Consider the following 14,165-nt stretch of genomic DNA (forward strand, 5'->3'; position numbering starts at 1 on the left):
CCCGAGACCCGCTCGGGTTCGCTCGGCGCGAGTGAAATCGACAGCAGCATAACCACTTCAACCAAGTGCACCGTCGTCGACGTCACGTCGACGGCGGTGCACCCGATTCCACTGCCTCGACCGAGGCCGAGCGAAACCAGTTTTCCCAGTCAGCTTTCCAGACCTATCGAGGTGCAGATTTGAAATCGAATGAAGTATCGAGCGGCAATAGTCAGAGGTGCCTGGTCGGTGTCCCTCGAGAATCGAGTGACGGTGAGCGCCGGGTGGCTCTGGTGCCGAAAATTGTGTCCGCTCTGATCGGCAAGGGCGTCGATGTGGTAGTCGAGTCCGGGGCCGGTATGGGGGCGTTGATTCCCGACGAGCTGTACACCGCTGCCGGGGCGAAGATCGGCGATCCGTGGACCGCTGATGTAGTGGTGAAGGTTGCACCCCCGTCCACGGACGAGATCAGCCGGATCAGCGCGGGGACGAGGCTGATCGGCTTCTTGAATCCGCGCAGTGCGGATAATCGGATTGCCGAGCTCGAGGCCGCCGGAATCGAGGCATACGCCATGGAGGCGATTCCACGTATTTCGCGCGCCCAGGTGATGGACGCGCTGTCGTCGCAGGCCAACGTGTCCGGCTACAAGTCGGTGCTGCTGGCGGCGTCGGAGTCGACACGGTTCTTCCCGATGCTCACCACGGCTGCGGGCACGGTGAAGCCTGCGACGGTGCTGGTGCTCGGTGTCGGTGTCGCAGGCCTGCAGGCGTTGGCGACGGCGAAGCGTCTCGGTGGCCGCGCAACCGGATACGACGTGCGTCCCGAGGTCGCGGACCAGGTGCGGTCGGTGGGCGCGCAATGGCTCGACCTCGGAATCGACGCGGCCGGTGAGGGTGGATACGCCCGCGAGCTGACCGAGGACGAGCGCGCGAAGCAGCAACGGGCTCTCGAAGATGCAATCAAAGGCTTCGACGTCGTGATCACCACGGCCCTGGTGCCGGGTCGTCCTGCCCCGCGTCTGGTGACTGCTGCCGCCGTCGAAGGAATGACGCCCGGCAGTGTCGTCGTCGACCTCGCGGGTGAAACCGGTGGCAACTGCGAGCTCACCGAACCGGGTCAGACCGTCGTCAAACACGGCGTGACCATCTGCTCGCCGCTGAATCTGCCGGCGTCCATGCCCGAGCACGGGTCCGAGTTGTACGCGAAGAACATTTCCGCGCTGATCGAATTGATGCTCCTCGACGGCGGTGCCGGCGAAGGAACGGGGAAGGTCGCCGTCCTGGCTCCGGACTTCTCCGATGAGGTTCTGGCCGGCGCGTGCGTCACCCGTGAAGAGAAGGGCGCCTGATGTACACATCGCTTCTGGCGAACATCGCGATCCTGGTGCTGTCCGGGTTCGTCGGTTTCGCTGTGATCTCCAAGGTTCCGAACACCCTGCACACTCCGCTGATGTCGGGTACGAACGCCATCCACGGCATCGTCGTGCTGGGTGCGTTGGTCGTCCTGGGCAAGGTGCACGATCCGTCGCTCGGGTTGCAGATCATCTTGTTCGTCGCGCTCGTCTTCGGAACCGTGAACGTTGTCGGTGGCTTCGTGGTCACCGACCGCATGTTGGCGATGTTCAAGGCCAAGCCGGCCGCCGCGTCTGTGTCGAAGGATGGTGACCGGTAATGGAATACCTGGTCAATGGTTTGTACATCGTCGCGTTCGCGATGTTCATCTACGGTCTCATGGGCCTGACGGGCCCGAAGACCGCGGTGCGCGGCAACCAGATCGCCGCGGTCGGCATGGTCGTCGCTGTCGTCGCGACGCTGATCTCCATTCGCGATGCGCAGATGGGGAACTGGATCCTGATCGCCTCCGGCCTCCTGATCGGTGTCTGTCTGGGTGTTCCGCCGGCGCTGCGCACGAAGATGACGGCGATGCCGCAGTTGGTCGCACTGTTCAACGGTGTCGGCGGCGGCACGGTCGCGTTGATCGCGTACGCGGAATTCCTGGACTCGGACGGGTTCACCGCATTTCAGCACGGCGAATCGCCGACGGTCCACATCGTCGTCGCCTCGCTCTTCGCCGCGGTGATCGGCTCGATCTCGTTCTGGGGCAGTGTGATCGCGTTCCTGAAACTGCAGGAGACCCTGCCCGGTCGCCCGATCGGAATCGGAAGGCTCCAGCAGCCGCTCAATGCTCTGCTGCTCATCACCGCAGTCGCGTTCTCGGTAGTCATCGGGATCAGGGCGATTTCGCCGGAAGGCCCGACCGGCTCCCTGTGGATCGTGGGGGTTCTGGTGCTCTCGGGCATCCTCGGCCTGATGGTCGTTCTGCCCATCGGCGGCGCCGACATGCCCGTCGTCATCTCTCTGCTCAATGCGCTGACCGGGTTATCGGCCGCTGCAGCAGGTTTGGCACTGAACAACCAGGCGATGATCGTCGCCGGCATGATCGTCGGCGCTTCGGGCACCATCCTGACCAACCTCATGGCCAAGGCCATGAACCGGTCCATCCCCGCCATCGTCGCCGGTGGATTCGGTGGCGGCGGCGGTGACGTGGCAGCATCGGACGGCGTCGTGCGCACGGCCAAGGCGACGTCGGCCGCCGACGCCGCAATCCAGATGGCCTACGCCAACCAGGTCATCGTCGTACCCGGATACGGATTGGCTGTCGCGCAGGCCCAGCACGCCGTCAAGGACATGGCGAAGTTGCTCGAAACGAGGGGCGTCGACGTCAAATACGCCATTCACCCCGTCGCCGGGCGTATGCCCGGTCACATGAACGTTCTTCTCGCCGAGGCAGATGTCTCGTACGACGCGATGAAGGAAATGGACGACATCAACGACGAGTTCGCTCGCACCGATGTCACCCTGGTGATCGGCGCGAACGACGTCACCAACCCGGCAGCGCGCAACGATCCGAGTTCACCGATTCACGGGATGCCGATCCTCAACGTCGACCAGTCAAAGTCCGTCGTCGTGCTCAAGCGTTCGATGAACTCCGGTTTCGCCGGTATCGAGAACCCGCTCTTCTTCGCCGAGGGCACGTCGATGCTCTTCGGTGATGCCAAGAAGTCGGTCGCCGAAGTGACCGAAGAACTCAAGGCGCTGTAGCGCTCGACCTAGGACGTCCACGCGTACCGGAAGCGTTGCGCGACCTCGTCGACCGGTTTGTCCCGGTACTCGGCGTGCTCGTAGCGCTTGACCGCCGCCAGCGCTTCCACGATGAGCGGACCGAACAGGTCCCGCGCGAGTGCCGAGGACTCGAATGCCCCGAGCACGTCGGACGGCAGGGTCGGGAGGAGGTCGACGGCGTGCGCGCCTGCCAGGTTCGCCGGGTCGACCGACACCTCGTCCGGTAGTGGAAACGCACCGACGATCCCGTCGTGGGCGGCGCCGAGAATGGCGGCGCCGCTCAGGTACGGGTTCGCGGAGGGGTCGACGGGTTTGATCTCGAGGTTCGCGCCGTGCGGGTTCCCGGCGGTGTCCGTGCACAGGCGGACCGCTGCCTCGCGGTTCTCCAGCCCCCAGCAGCGCGACACCCCCGACCACATCCCCGGGCGCAACCGCAGATGCGACAGCGCCGACCCGGCGAGAACCGCCGTGAACTCGGGTAGCGCCCGCAGGATCCCGGCGACCGCGGCGCCACCGGCGGCCGTCAGCCCGTGCGGGCCCGGACCTCCGGACAGGATCGGCCGATCGTCCTCGGCGAACGACACGTGCTGGTGGGCGCCGTTTCCCGCACCGCCCGCAACGGGCATGGGCGAGAACGACGCCCGCATCCCCTGGGCACGCGCGGTCCGGCTGATCAGTGCGCGAGCCAGCACCACGTCGTCGGCGGCCGTGACGGGGTCGGCGGGGGCGAGCGACACCTCGAACTGGTTGAGCCCGGCCTCGGCGTGGACCTGTTCGACAGGCAGCCCGGCCGTCGCTGCCGCGGCGAGCAGTCGTGCGAAGAATTCATCGTGCGCGAGAACGGCGTTCAGTCCGTACGCGGACCATTCGTCGGCCGTCGCCGCGTCGAACAGCGTGAACTCGATCTCGTGGCCGGTCCGCGCGCTCAGCCCGGATTCCTCCAGCCGCGCCGTCACCCGCCGCAGCGCATCCCGGGTGCAGGCGAGCGACGGCGTTCCGTCCTGCTCGGTGAGGCACGCCGGCGCCCAGTACGTGCCGTCGCCCAGATTTCTCACGTCGTCGGCGTCGATCCGCAGCCGAAGGTCGCCCACCACGGAGAAGGCCGGCGTGAACGCGAGGTGGTCGTCGACGCAGAACACACTCCAGCTCGGCGAGGCGCCCGCACCGGCGTCGACGAACGTGGACAGCCTCGCGATGGGCAGCATCTTCGCCCGGGAGACCCCGGCCATGTCGACGATCGAGCCGACGATGCGGTCGGTGGGGGCGAAGTCGTTCCCTGCGCCGCGCATCAGTGCCTCGCCACCGCCCCTGTCACGAACCGAGCAGCTGGTGCGCCCGCAGACCGACGTACAGTTCGGCGGCGTCGATGGGGTCGGAGAAATCGCGTCCCGTGAGGGTGTGAATTCGGCGCAGCCGGTACAGGACGGTGTTGCGGTGGTAGTGCAATTGGGTGGCCGCCGCCGTCGTGGAGCCGCGGCAGGAGAACCAGGCGTCGAGAGTGGCGAGCAGGCTTTCCTGTTCCTCCGCGGGCAGGGCCAGCACCGGTCCGAGTATCTGGTTCGACGCGAGCTTCCCGGCGTCGGGAACACTGACCAGCAGCAGCGACACCGGCACCGACTCGTAGCGGGTGACGGTGCACCCGCCGCGCCCCGCGCAGCGGCGGGCGATCCGCGCCTGCTCCACGGCCCGGCTCGTCCCACCCGGACGTCCGAACGCCGAGCTGACGCCGATCCGTCCGTGACCGGTGCGGCCGAGGATGTCCAGCGCCGAATCGAGGACCTCGGCGGTGGCGGCCCACAGCAGCCCGACCCGGCCGTCGACCTCCGAGTCCCACACCGAGTCGACCCCCGCACCGCGAAGGTCCGACTGGACGACGTCCGCTGCGGACGTGGACGCCGCCGCCTCGACGGACACGACGAGGAACGTGCTGTTCTCCGGAATCCGGAACGTGCGGAGCGCGTCGGCGGCGCCGGCCGGGTTGGCGGCATGGTCACCGAAGAGGGTGCGGATCAGCCGGCCCCGCGACTCGGCGTCCTCGCGGGCGCGCAGGTCGGCGGTCTCCCGGTAGGCCTCCGCGGCGCTGTCCGAGTAGACGTCCACCAGCGCCCACACCTGGGCGGCCATGTCGAGCAGCGCATTGGTGGCGCGGCCGTCCGAGCGGTTCATCAGTTCGTCCCAGATCAGGCGACCACCGAGCCGGAACGCGTGGAGCAGCGCCGCGAGCGGCACCCCCTGTTCGGCCTTCAACTGTCCGGCCGCACGCGCCGCCTCCAGCCGGATCGGCGCACTGCCCGCGAGGTTGCCCAGCATCGCCGTGAGGTTGTCGACGCACGCCGCGTACAACTGCTCCGGGGTGAGGAGTGTCGCCTCCACGTAGCCGTGCTCGGCCGACAGGATGCGCGAGACGAGTTCCTCGGACAACTCGTCCACCGACTCCAGCATCGAGCCCAGAAGATCGGTGGGCGAAGGCGCGACATCCGGGCTGACAGTCATCCGGCAAGACTATCCACCGGATGAAATCGGCGCCATCCCCCTTTTGTGCGACGGCATAGCCCCGGTGGGCTACATTCACAGCCGCTGCCTATGGCGCGGCGCCCGCAACGGGGACGAGAATCGGTGTTCTACGCCACAGAAATCTTCCAATTCTGTGGCGCGGCCCACCATGTACTCGACCCGAGCGGAGCTGTCCACCGTGAGCACTTCAGAACCCGAGGTCACCTCCAACACCACCTCGCCGCACCAGGAGGTCGACGCGGCCCTCGCCGACCTCGCCGAGGGCGAGAAGACCTGGGCCGACCTCTCCCTCACCGACCGCGGGACACTCCTCGACAAGGTGCACGACCTCACCGTGCAGCATGCCGCCGACTGGGTGGACGCCGCGGTCGCGATCAAGGGCCTGGACCCGAAGTCGCCGCTGGTCGGCGAGGAATGGATGTCCGGACCGTACCCGCTGGCCACCGGCACCGCGGCACTGTCCGCGAGTCTGGCAAAGCTCGACGCCGGCACCAGCCCACTGGACGGCGCCACGTTCGGCACCGCGCCGGGCGGCCGCACCACGGTCAAGGCGTTGCCCCTGAACATCTTCGACAAGTTGCTGCTCAGCGGATTCAGCGCGGACGTGTGGCTGCAGCCGGGAATCGATCGTGCGACGGCACAGCGTGACGCCGGCCTCGCCCAGCGCGACCCGTCGCGGACGCAGGGCGTCGGCGTGGTCCTGGGCGCCGGCAACATCACCTCGATCGCCCCGCTCGATACCCTGTACGAACTGATCGCGCACAACCGCGTCGTCGCCCTCAAGCTCAACCCCGTCACCGACCGCCTGCTGCCCGTGCTGACGCGGGTCCTCGAACCGCTCATCTCGATCGGCGCGGTCCGGTTGCTGACCGGCGGCGCGGACGTCGGAACGTACCTGGTGCACCACGACCTGGTCGACCACGTGCACATGACGGGCAGCGCGCTCACCCACGACGCGATCGTGTTCGGGACCGGCGAGGACGGTGCGCGGCGCAAGGCGGCGAACGAACCCCTCCTCGGCAAGGCCATCTCCAGCGAACTCGGCGGCGTGTCCCCCACCATCGTGCTGCCCGGCGAATGGAGCCGCGCCGACATCAAGTTCCAGGCCGAACACATTGCGACGCAACGACTGCACAACGGCGGCTACAACTGCGTCGCGGCGCAGGCTGTGGTCGTGTCGTCCGAGTGGAAGCAGCGCGACGAGTTCGTGGCCGCCCTGAAGGAGGCGCTCGACAAGGCACCGGAACGCACCGCGTACTACCCCGGCAGCGACGCCCGGGTCGCCGGCGCCGTCGCGTCGTTCCCCACCGCGGCCCGGCTGGGCGAGAACGGCGGACGCGTCCTGGTCAGCGATCTCGAGCCCGGCGCCTACGCCCCGCTCCTGCAGACCGAGTACTTCGCGCCGGTGCTCGGCGTGATCGACCTTCCCCACGGCGGCGCCGAGTTCGCGGCCCACGCCGCCGACCTCGTCAACGCGGACTTCGTCGGAACACTCGGGATCAACATCGTCGCGGCGCCGCACACCATCCACGAGATGGGTGCGGAGTTCGACTCGCTGCTCGAGAGCCTCCGCTACGGGACCATCGCAGTCAACGCGTGGACCGGCGTCGGCTACCTCACCGCCACCGCCACCTGGGGAGCCTTCCCCGGCCACACCCTGAACGACGTGCAGAGCGGCATCGGCGTGGTGCACAACGCGCTCCTCATCGACCGGCCGGAACGCACCGTCGTCCGCGGCCCGTTCCGGCCGTCGCCGCGGTCCATCCTGAACCGCGAGATGTCCATCTCGCCCAAACCCCCGTGGTTCGTCACCAACCGAACCGCCGCCACGACGGGCCGATTGCTGACAGGATTTGCCGGTGCACCCTCATGGACCCGCCTGCTGGCGATCTTCGCGTCCGCGCTGCGTGGGTGAGGGCTGCGAGTCCTCGTCCCGTCACCCCCGTCGAAGTGGAGATGAACGATGAATCAGGAACTGTCTGTGGCCGACTACGTGATCGTGGGGTCGGGTTCGGCAGGTGCGGTGCTCGCCGACCGGCTCAGCGCCGACTCCGGCAGCGAGGTCGTGGTCCTCGAGGCCGGCGGTGAGGACAAGGACAAGTTCGCGCACATCCCCGCCGCCTTCTCGAAACTGTTTCGCAGTGAACTGGATTGGGACTACCTGACGGAGCCGCAACCCGGGCTCGGCGGGCGCACGATCTACTGGCCGCGCGGCAAGATGCTCGGCGGCTCGTCGTCGATGAACGCGATGATGTGGGTGCGCGGATTCGCCGCCGACTACGACGAGTGGGCCGAACTCGCCGACGACACGTGGTCGTTCAGGGAAGTGGTCAAATACTTCCGCCGCATCGAGAACGTGCAGGACGCGTCGGACGCCGACAGCGGCACGGGCGGACCGATCGTCGTCTCGCACCAGCGGAGCCCCCGCGCCCTCACCGCGTCGTTCCTCGCGGCCGCCGAGGAGACCGGCTACCCCGTCGAACGGGCGAACGCCACTCGGCCCGAAGGCTTCTCACAGACCATGGTCACGCAGAAACGGGGCGCGCGGTGGAGTACGGCCGACGCCTACCTGCGGCCGGCACTGAAGCGGAAGAACCTGACCGTCCTCACCGGCGCCCAGGCCACCCGGGTGCTGTTCGAGGGCTCCGCCGCCGTCGGCGTCGAGTACGAGAAGGACGGGGTGCGACGCACCGTCCGCGCCGCGAAGGAAGTGATCCTCGCCGGCGGGGCGATCAACTCGCCGCAACTCCTCATGCTGTCGGGCATCGGCGACGAGGCGCAGTTGCGGGCGCACGGCGTCGCGGTGCAGCAGCACCTGCCGGAGGTCGGGAAGAATCTGCTCGACCACCTGGTGTCGTTCCTCGGCTACAGCGTCGACTCGGACTCGCTGTTCGCCGCGGAGAAGATCCCGGAACTGCTCAACTACCTGACCCGCCGCCGCGGCATGCTGACGTCGAATGTGGCCGAGGCGTACGGTTTCACGCGCAGCCGGGACGATCTGGCACTGCCCGATCTCGAGATGATCTTCGGGCCGGCGCCGTTCTTCGACGAGGGCCTCATCCCTGCGACCGGGCACGCCGCGGTGATCGGCACCATCCTCGTCAAACCCGAGAGTCGCGGCGAGATCTCGCTGAAGTCGGCGAATCCCCTCGCCAAGCCGATCATCGATCCCCGCTATCTCAGCGACAGCGGCGGAGTCGACCGACGGGCGATGCTCGAAGGACTGCGCCTGTGCGACGCGCTCGCGTCCGCGCCCGCGCTGAAGTCGCGGCTCGGCAATCTGATTCGCCCGGCAGTGGAACCGAGCACCCCGATCGACGAGATCCTCGAGCGGGCACTCCAGGAGAACGCGCACACGCTCTACCACCCGGTCGGGACGTGCCGCATGGGCAACGACGACGCGAGTGTCGTCACACCCGACCTGCGGGTTCGTGGGGTCGACAAACTGCGCGTCGCGGACGCGTCGATCATGCCCGCCATCATCCGCGGGCACACCCACGCACCGTCGGTCCTCATCGGTGAGCGGGCGTCGGATCTGATCCGCAACTCGTAGGGCGCTTCGCGCCCCGTGCGGGCGGCGGAGCCGCCTAGTAGCGGCGCGCCGCGTAGAACGGCATCGAATCGAGCGGCGACTGCTTGACGGGCTGCCCGGCGGTGGGCGCGTGGACGACCGTGCCGTTCCCGGCGTAGAGCCCGACGTGCTCCGCCCCGTTGAACAGGACCAGGTCACCCGGTTGCAGGCTGCCCTTGTCGACGGGCGATCCCCCGTTCAACTGGTCGTAGGTGGTACGGGGCACCGAGATGCCCACCTGCTTGTACGCCCACTGCACCAGGCCCGAGCAATCGAAGGAGTTCGGCCCGGTGGCGCCCCAGACGTACGGCGAGCCGATCTTCGACTCGGCGGCGGCGAGAGCCTGAGCGCCGTGGGTGGCCGGCATCGCCGGCGGGGCCGGGACCGGTCCCGGCAGTGGCCCGGGGTTCGGAGCCGGAGCGGATGGAACCGGAGGCACTGGCGGTACACCCGGTACCTCGAATGTCCCAATTCCTGGGATGGTGATCGGCTCCGCTGCAGCGGGAGCGACGGGAAGCAGGAACGCTCCCACTCCCACACCGGCGGCGATCAGAAGACCGCCGGTCGAAAACTGCAGACGATTGCCCCGACGCAATCTATGCTTGGCCATTGAGCTGAGTCCTTCAATTTTTGAGAGTCCGGCGACTTCCGTGCCGTTCGGACGAGACGTTAGATAACATCCCGGTCACGGACTCAGCGGACAACGGCCGATCGGCCCATACACATACCTGTTTTTGCAATACAGGTAGATAACGATTCGATATCGAACCGACCGGTCCGGCACGAAACACCAGAAACAGGTATGCGTTCGGGTAAATCGGCCCGTTACCGACGGCATCCCCGTCGTCCACGCTGTGTGCGTGTCACTGACCCAGAACTCAGAACCCGAGATCTTCGGGGAACCCGCAGATGCGGACGCCACGACCCTCACCGTCGTGGGTGCAGGCTCGCCCGTCGTCTTCCTGCACGGATGGGGACTCACCCCGCGGGTGTACGACCGCAGCCTCGCGATGCTCGCTCAACACGGGCATCGCGTCGTCACGCCGACGCTCCCCGGCTTCGGCGGCACCCCCGATCACGCGCCCGAGGACCGCACCTTCGCCGGTTACGCGGCCTGGCTCGGACGGTTCCTCGACGACGCGGGAATCAGTGAACCGGTCACCCTGGTCGGCCACTCGTTCGGCGGCGGCGTCGCCATCCAGGCTGCCCACGACCTTCCGGAGCGGGTCGCGCGCCTGGTCCTGGTCAACTCCGTCGGCGGCGGCGCCTGGTCGTCCGACGGCTGGCACACCCGGCCCATCGACGAGCGACCACTGTGGGACTGGGGCGCCTCGGCCCTGGGTGAGGCGCTGTCGATCCGGACCATCGCGCACACGACGGCATCGCTCGTCAACGGTTTTCTGCCCAACGCGCTACGGGATCCGGGTGCGGTCTGGCGAACGGCACACCTGGCCAGACGGGCGGATCTGCGCCACGAACTCGGCGTCCTCGCCGACCGTGGCCTACCGGTGTCCCTCCTGTGGGGTCGCGGGGACCGGACAATTCCCCTCGCCAGCTTCGAGTCGATGAGGAAGGCGCTACGCAATCCTCGCGTCATTACCGTGACAGGCAACCACGGCTGGCTGATCCACGACCCCACCTCTTTCGCCGACGCCGTCCGCCGGGCACTCCACCGCCCGTGAGTGGTCGGCGAGTGTAGGGACTCGCTCACCACGCACGGGCGGCGGAGCCGCTCAGCCTGCAGCGACCACCGGATTTCCGTCGGCGTCACTGCCGGGCGGATACGTGCCGTTCGCGTACGGGTTGTAGTCGTTGGTGAACAGGCCCTCCGCCGTCGTCCCGCCCGGTTTCAGCACCCCCAACCGCACGCCCTGGTCGATCCAGATCTGGAACTCCCCGGGATCGATCACTCCCCCGGCCGCGGGCACGCCGGCACTCTTCCACTGCCGGACGAACTCCGTCGACTCGTTACGCCCACGACCCTCGACGATCTTCACGAAACGATCGACCACCTCCTCCTTCGGCACCGTCTGCGTCCACCGCACGGCGCGCGCGACGCCCTGCACGAAGTCGCGGACAGCGTCCTCGTTCTTCGAGATGAAATCGTTCCGGAACACCACCGCCCCGATCCCCAGCGGGCCGGTGAGATCGACATCCGTGAACAGCGGCGTCAACCCGCCCCGGCCGAGCGCGGCATCCTTGACGATCCCCCCGAGATTCCCCACGTCGATCTGCCCCGACCGCAGTGCCTGTTCCGTGTTGTTCGGCGGCACCACGGTCAGCTCCACCTGGTTGATCTCGTCGTTGGTCAGGCCGGCACGGAACAGCCATTCCTTGATGACGTACTCGTGGTAGGCGCCGAGGGTGTTGATTCCCACCTTCTTCCCGATCAGATCGCGGGCCGTCCGGATGGGACTGCCGTCGAGGACGTAGTAGCCGTTGAAACTGTCGGCCTCGGTGTCGCCGTCCGATCCGTATACCGACACGACCCCGGTCAGCGGTGCCCCGGCATCGACGAGTTTGGCGATGGCGCCATTGAAGGCCGCCCCGAAGTCGGTCTCCCCGGTGGCCGCGGACTGAATGCTCTGCGGCCCACTCGTCGTGTCCCCCAACCACTCCAGTTGCACCTTCTCGAAGAACCCGAGATCCTCCGCAAGCTCGGGGAAGGTGACACTGGCCGGGCTGCCCTCGTACCGCAGCACCGTCTTGCCGTCCTCCGTCGTCCCGCCGCCCGAGGACGACCCACCACATGCCGCGACCACCAGCGCCACGGCCGTGACCAGCACCGCGGCGGCGAACGATCTGTTACGGCGCAACCCGATCGGCGACTCAGCCCTCATGTCGTCRTCCCCCTGGCTCAGTCGGAGCCGTGGAACGCGGTGCCGGCCACCGACCGCGACGGCTGACCGTCGACGCCGACCGGAACATCACCTTCGACCGTGGTGCGGTACAGCACCCGCACGACGTCGAGATGATCGAGATCCGCCGGCGCGAGGTGCGCGGTGATGCGGTTGTCCCACACCCCGATGCTGTTGTTCTGCCAGCGAACTCGAACCGTGTACGCCGGGTTCGTGACCTCCTCGAACAGCAGGTCGAGGATCCGGTCGCTCTGTGCCGGGGAGACGCCGAGGATGCGGCTCGTGAAGCCGGGAGTGACGAACAGCCCCCGCTCACCGGTCTCCGGATGCACGCGGACCACCGGATGCTCCGTCACGATCGGTTTCGTCGTGACGTTCTGTTCGGCGTCACTGCCCGCCTCCCAGCGCTTCTGCCGTCCCCCGAACCGGTGTTCGGCGCGCAGGCCGTCCACGAACGACTTCAACGATTCCGGCAGATTCGCGTACGCCGCCGCGAGATTGGTCCAGGTGGTGTCGCCCCCGACGTCCGGCACCAGTTCCGACCGCAGGAACGTGATCGCCGGCGGGTTCACCAGCGCCGAGACGTCGGTATGCCAGAAGTTCGCGTAGCTGTACTTGCGGGCACCGCCGCGGGCCGCGTACTTGCGGCTGTCCACCTCCAGGATTTCCGGGTAGCCCTCGGGGGCGTTGTAGTCGTAGGGGTGGGCCGGCGTCACCTTCCCGAAGTGCCGGGAGAACCGGATCTGCGCCGCGTGGTCGAGGGGCTGGTCGCGGAAGAACAGCACCTTGTGGTCAAGCAACGCCTGCCGCAGTCGTGCGGCGGTGGCCTCGTCCAGGTCACCCGCGAGATCCACACCGCTGACCTCGGCGCCGATATAGCCGGCAATGGGAGCGATCCGGAGCTCGGTGGCGACACCGGGACGGTCGTCGATAACTGTCATTTTCGTCTCCTTTATGGACTCGTGCGCCTTTCTGGTAGGGACCCGGGTGACGTCGAGGTGGTCGAGGTCGGTGGGCGCGAGGTGGGCGGTGGCACGGTTGTCCCAGAACGCGAGGCTGCCCGGCGCCCAGCGGAAGCGCACCGTGTAGGCGGGGTTCGTCACCTCGGCGAACAGGAGGTCCAGCAGGCGGTCGCTCTGGGACGGCGACACCCCGACGATCCGGGCGGTGAACCCGGGCGTCACGAACAGGGCACGCTCCCCCGTCACCGGGTGAACCCGGACCACCGGGTGTTCGGTGACGAGCGGGTTCTCCCGCGTCTTCTGGGCGTAGCTGCTGTCCTCGGCCCACTGCGGGTGCCTGCCGCCGAACCGGTGCTCGGCGCGGAGGCCGTCGACGAGGCGCTTCAGTGAGTCCGGCAGACCCTCGTAGGCGGCGACGAGGTTGGTCCACTGGGTGTCGCCACCCTGCTCCGGGACGAGGTGCGCGCGCAGGATAGTGCCTGCCGGCGGGTTGATCAGCGCGGTGACGTCGGTGTGCCACTTGTTGTCGTAGCTGTACTTCTTGCGCCCGAAACGCTTCTCGTACTTGCGGCTGTCGACGGCGAGGATCTGCGGGAAGCCCTCGGGTGCTTCGTCGTCGTACGGGTGCGACGGCGTCACGTCACCGAACTTGCGGGAGAACGCGATCTGTTCGGCGTGCCCGATCTCCTGGTCGCGGAAGAACAGCACCTTGTAGCGATGCAGGGCGTCGCGAACCTGTGTTACCTCGTTGTCGGCCAGTTCTTTCCGGAGGTCGATACCGGAGATCTCGGCGCCGATGTGCCCGGCGACGGGACGGACCTCGAGCGCGGTGTCGGCGGACCGATCCGAGTCGGTGGGCGCTGCGGTGGTGACGGTCATGGGTACTCCTGGGTTTCGGGCTGAATCGATACGTCGCGATCATCATCGAATCCCGAACCACGTTGCTACAACGCTTTTTTCACAATGCGAAAAAGGTTCACCCTGAGTTTTTCCCTACCGGAACGCGGGAAATGCGGTTCCGGCGCCCGCACCGATCCGCGCCGCGACGCCCCGCATCAGCGGCACGATCTCCCGCACGAGATCGTCGGTGAGTCGCCGGCGGAGCGCCTGGACTCCGAGCGCGCCGCGGGGCCGTCCGTCGGCGTCGAGAACGGGAAC

At 67.6% G+C, this 14,165-nt stretch carries 12 protein-coding genes and 1 pseudogene; 7 read left to right on the forward strand and 6 right to left on the reverse strand.

The window, feature by feature from the left end:
* The 4 genes from AC1DWT_RS44845 to AC1DWT_RS44860 form a co-directional block, all read left to right on the forward strand.
* Window positions 1–183 (forward strand): hypothetical protein (locus AC1DWT_RS44845; protein WP_477925747.1); only part of this gene is annotated, 183 nt, incomplete at its 5' end.
* Window positions 180–1,328, forward strand: a complete 1,149-nt coding sequence (locus tag AC1DWT_RS44850) for an NAD(P) transhydrogenase subunit alpha (protein WP_206012909.1) — start codon at window positions 180–182, stop codon at window positions 1,326–1,328. The genes AC1DWT_RS44845 and AC1DWT_RS44850, both read left to right, overlap by 4 nt.
* Window positions 1,328–1,651 (forward strand): NAD(P) transhydrogenase subunit alpha part 2, encoded by a 324-nt coding sequence (locus AC1DWT_RS44855; RefSeq protein WP_072944158.1) that lies wholly within the window; start codon window positions 1,328–1,330, stop codon window positions 1,649–1,651. Before AC1DWT_RS44850 ends, AC1DWT_RS44855 begins: the two co-directional genes overlap by 1 nt.
* Window positions 1,651–3,081: an NAD(P)(+) transhydrogenase (Re/Si-specific) subunit beta gene (locus AC1DWT_RS44860; protein WP_206012910.1), complete on the forward strand. Its 1,431-nt coding sequence runs from the start codon at window positions 1,651–1,653 to the stop codon at window positions 3,079–3,081. Before AC1DWT_RS44855 ends, AC1DWT_RS44860 begins: the two co-directional genes overlap by 1 nt.
* Window positions 3,082–3,089: 8 nt before the next feature.
* Here the strand turns inward: AC1DWT_RS44860 and AC1DWT_RS44865 are convergent, their stop codons facing one another.
* Together AC1DWT_RS44865 and AC1DWT_RS44870 are read right to left on the reverse strand one after the other, a co-directional pair.
* Window positions 3,090–4,391 (reverse strand): type I glutamate--ammonia ligase, encoded by a 1,302-nt coding sequence (locus AC1DWT_RS44865; protein WP_206012911.1) that lies wholly within the window; start codon window positions 4,389–4,391, stop codon window positions 3,090–3,092.
* Between the two features lie 22 nt (window positions 4,392–4,413).
* Entirely contained in the window at window positions 4,414–5,595 is a 1,182-nt protein-coding gene (locus tag AC1DWT_RS44870; RefSeq protein ID WP_206012912.1) for a PucR family transcriptional regulator, read from the reverse strand.
* Window positions 5,596–5,794: 199 nt separating this feature from the next.
* On the opposite strand from AC1DWT_RS44870, the gene AC1DWT_RS44875 reads away from it, so the two are divergent.
* Together AC1DWT_RS44875 and AC1DWT_RS44880 are read left to right on the forward strand one after the other, a co-directional pair.
* Window positions 5,795–7,531 (forward strand): aldehyde dehydrogenase family protein, encoded by a 1,737-nt coding sequence (locus AC1DWT_RS44875; protein ID WP_206012913.1) that lies wholly within the window; start codon window positions 5,795–5,797, stop codon window positions 7,529–7,531.
* Window positions 7,532–7,579: 48 nt separating this feature from the next.
* The gene (locus AC1DWT_RS44880; protein WP_206012914.1) at window positions 7,580–9,169 is read left to right on the forward strand and encodes a GMC family oxidoreductase; all 1,590 of its coding nucleotides are present in this window, start codon (window positions 7,580–7,582) and stop codon (window positions 9,167–9,169) included.
* Window positions 9,170–9,203: 34 nt separating this feature from the next.
* On the opposite strand, the gene AC1DWT_RS44885 is transcribed toward AC1DWT_RS44880, so the two are convergent.
* The gene (locus AC1DWT_RS44885) at window positions 9,204–9,797 is read right to left on the reverse strand and encodes a C40 family peptidase (protein ID WP_095865853.1); all 594 of its coding nucleotides are present in this window, start codon (window positions 9,795–9,797) and stop codon (window positions 9,204–9,206) included.
* A gap of 244 nt (window positions 9,798–10,041) precedes the next feature.
* Here AC1DWT_RS44885 and AC1DWT_RS44890 point away from each other — a divergent pair, with 244 nt between their 5' ends.
* Window positions 10,042–10,869 (forward strand): alpha/beta fold hydrolase, encoded by an 828-nt coding sequence (locus AC1DWT_RS44890; protein ID WP_179377900.1) that lies wholly within the window; start codon window positions 10,042–10,044, stop codon window positions 10,867–10,869.
* A gap of 51 nt (window positions 10,870–10,920) precedes the next feature.
* Here the strand turns inward: AC1DWT_RS44890 and AC1DWT_RS44895 are convergent, their stop codons facing one another.
* The 3 genes and pseudogenes from AC1DWT_RS44895 to AC1DWT_RS44905 form a co-directional block, all read right to left on the reverse strand.
* A complete protein-coding gene (locus tag AC1DWT_RS44895; protein ID WP_072944146.1) occupies window positions 10,921–12,027 on the reverse strand; it encodes an ABC transporter substrate-binding protein in 1,107 nt (368 codons plus the stop codon).
* Between the two features lie 17 nt (window positions 12,028–12,044).
* Window positions 12,045–12,986, reverse strand: a complete 942-nt coding sequence (locus AC1DWT_RS44900; RefSeq protein WP_072944144.1) for a TauD/TfdA dioxygenase family protein — start codon at window positions 12,984–12,986, stop codon at window positions 12,045–12,047.
* Window positions 12,987–13,004: 18 nt separating this feature from the next.
* Window positions 13,005–13,886, reverse strand: a pseudogene (locus AC1DWT_RS44905) (TauD/TfdA dioxygenase family protein); the annotation flags it as partial.
* Between the last annotated feature and the right edge of the window lie 279 nt (window positions 13,887–14,165).

It is taken from the genome of Rhodococcus sp. P4_B6 (genome assembly GCF_056402215.1).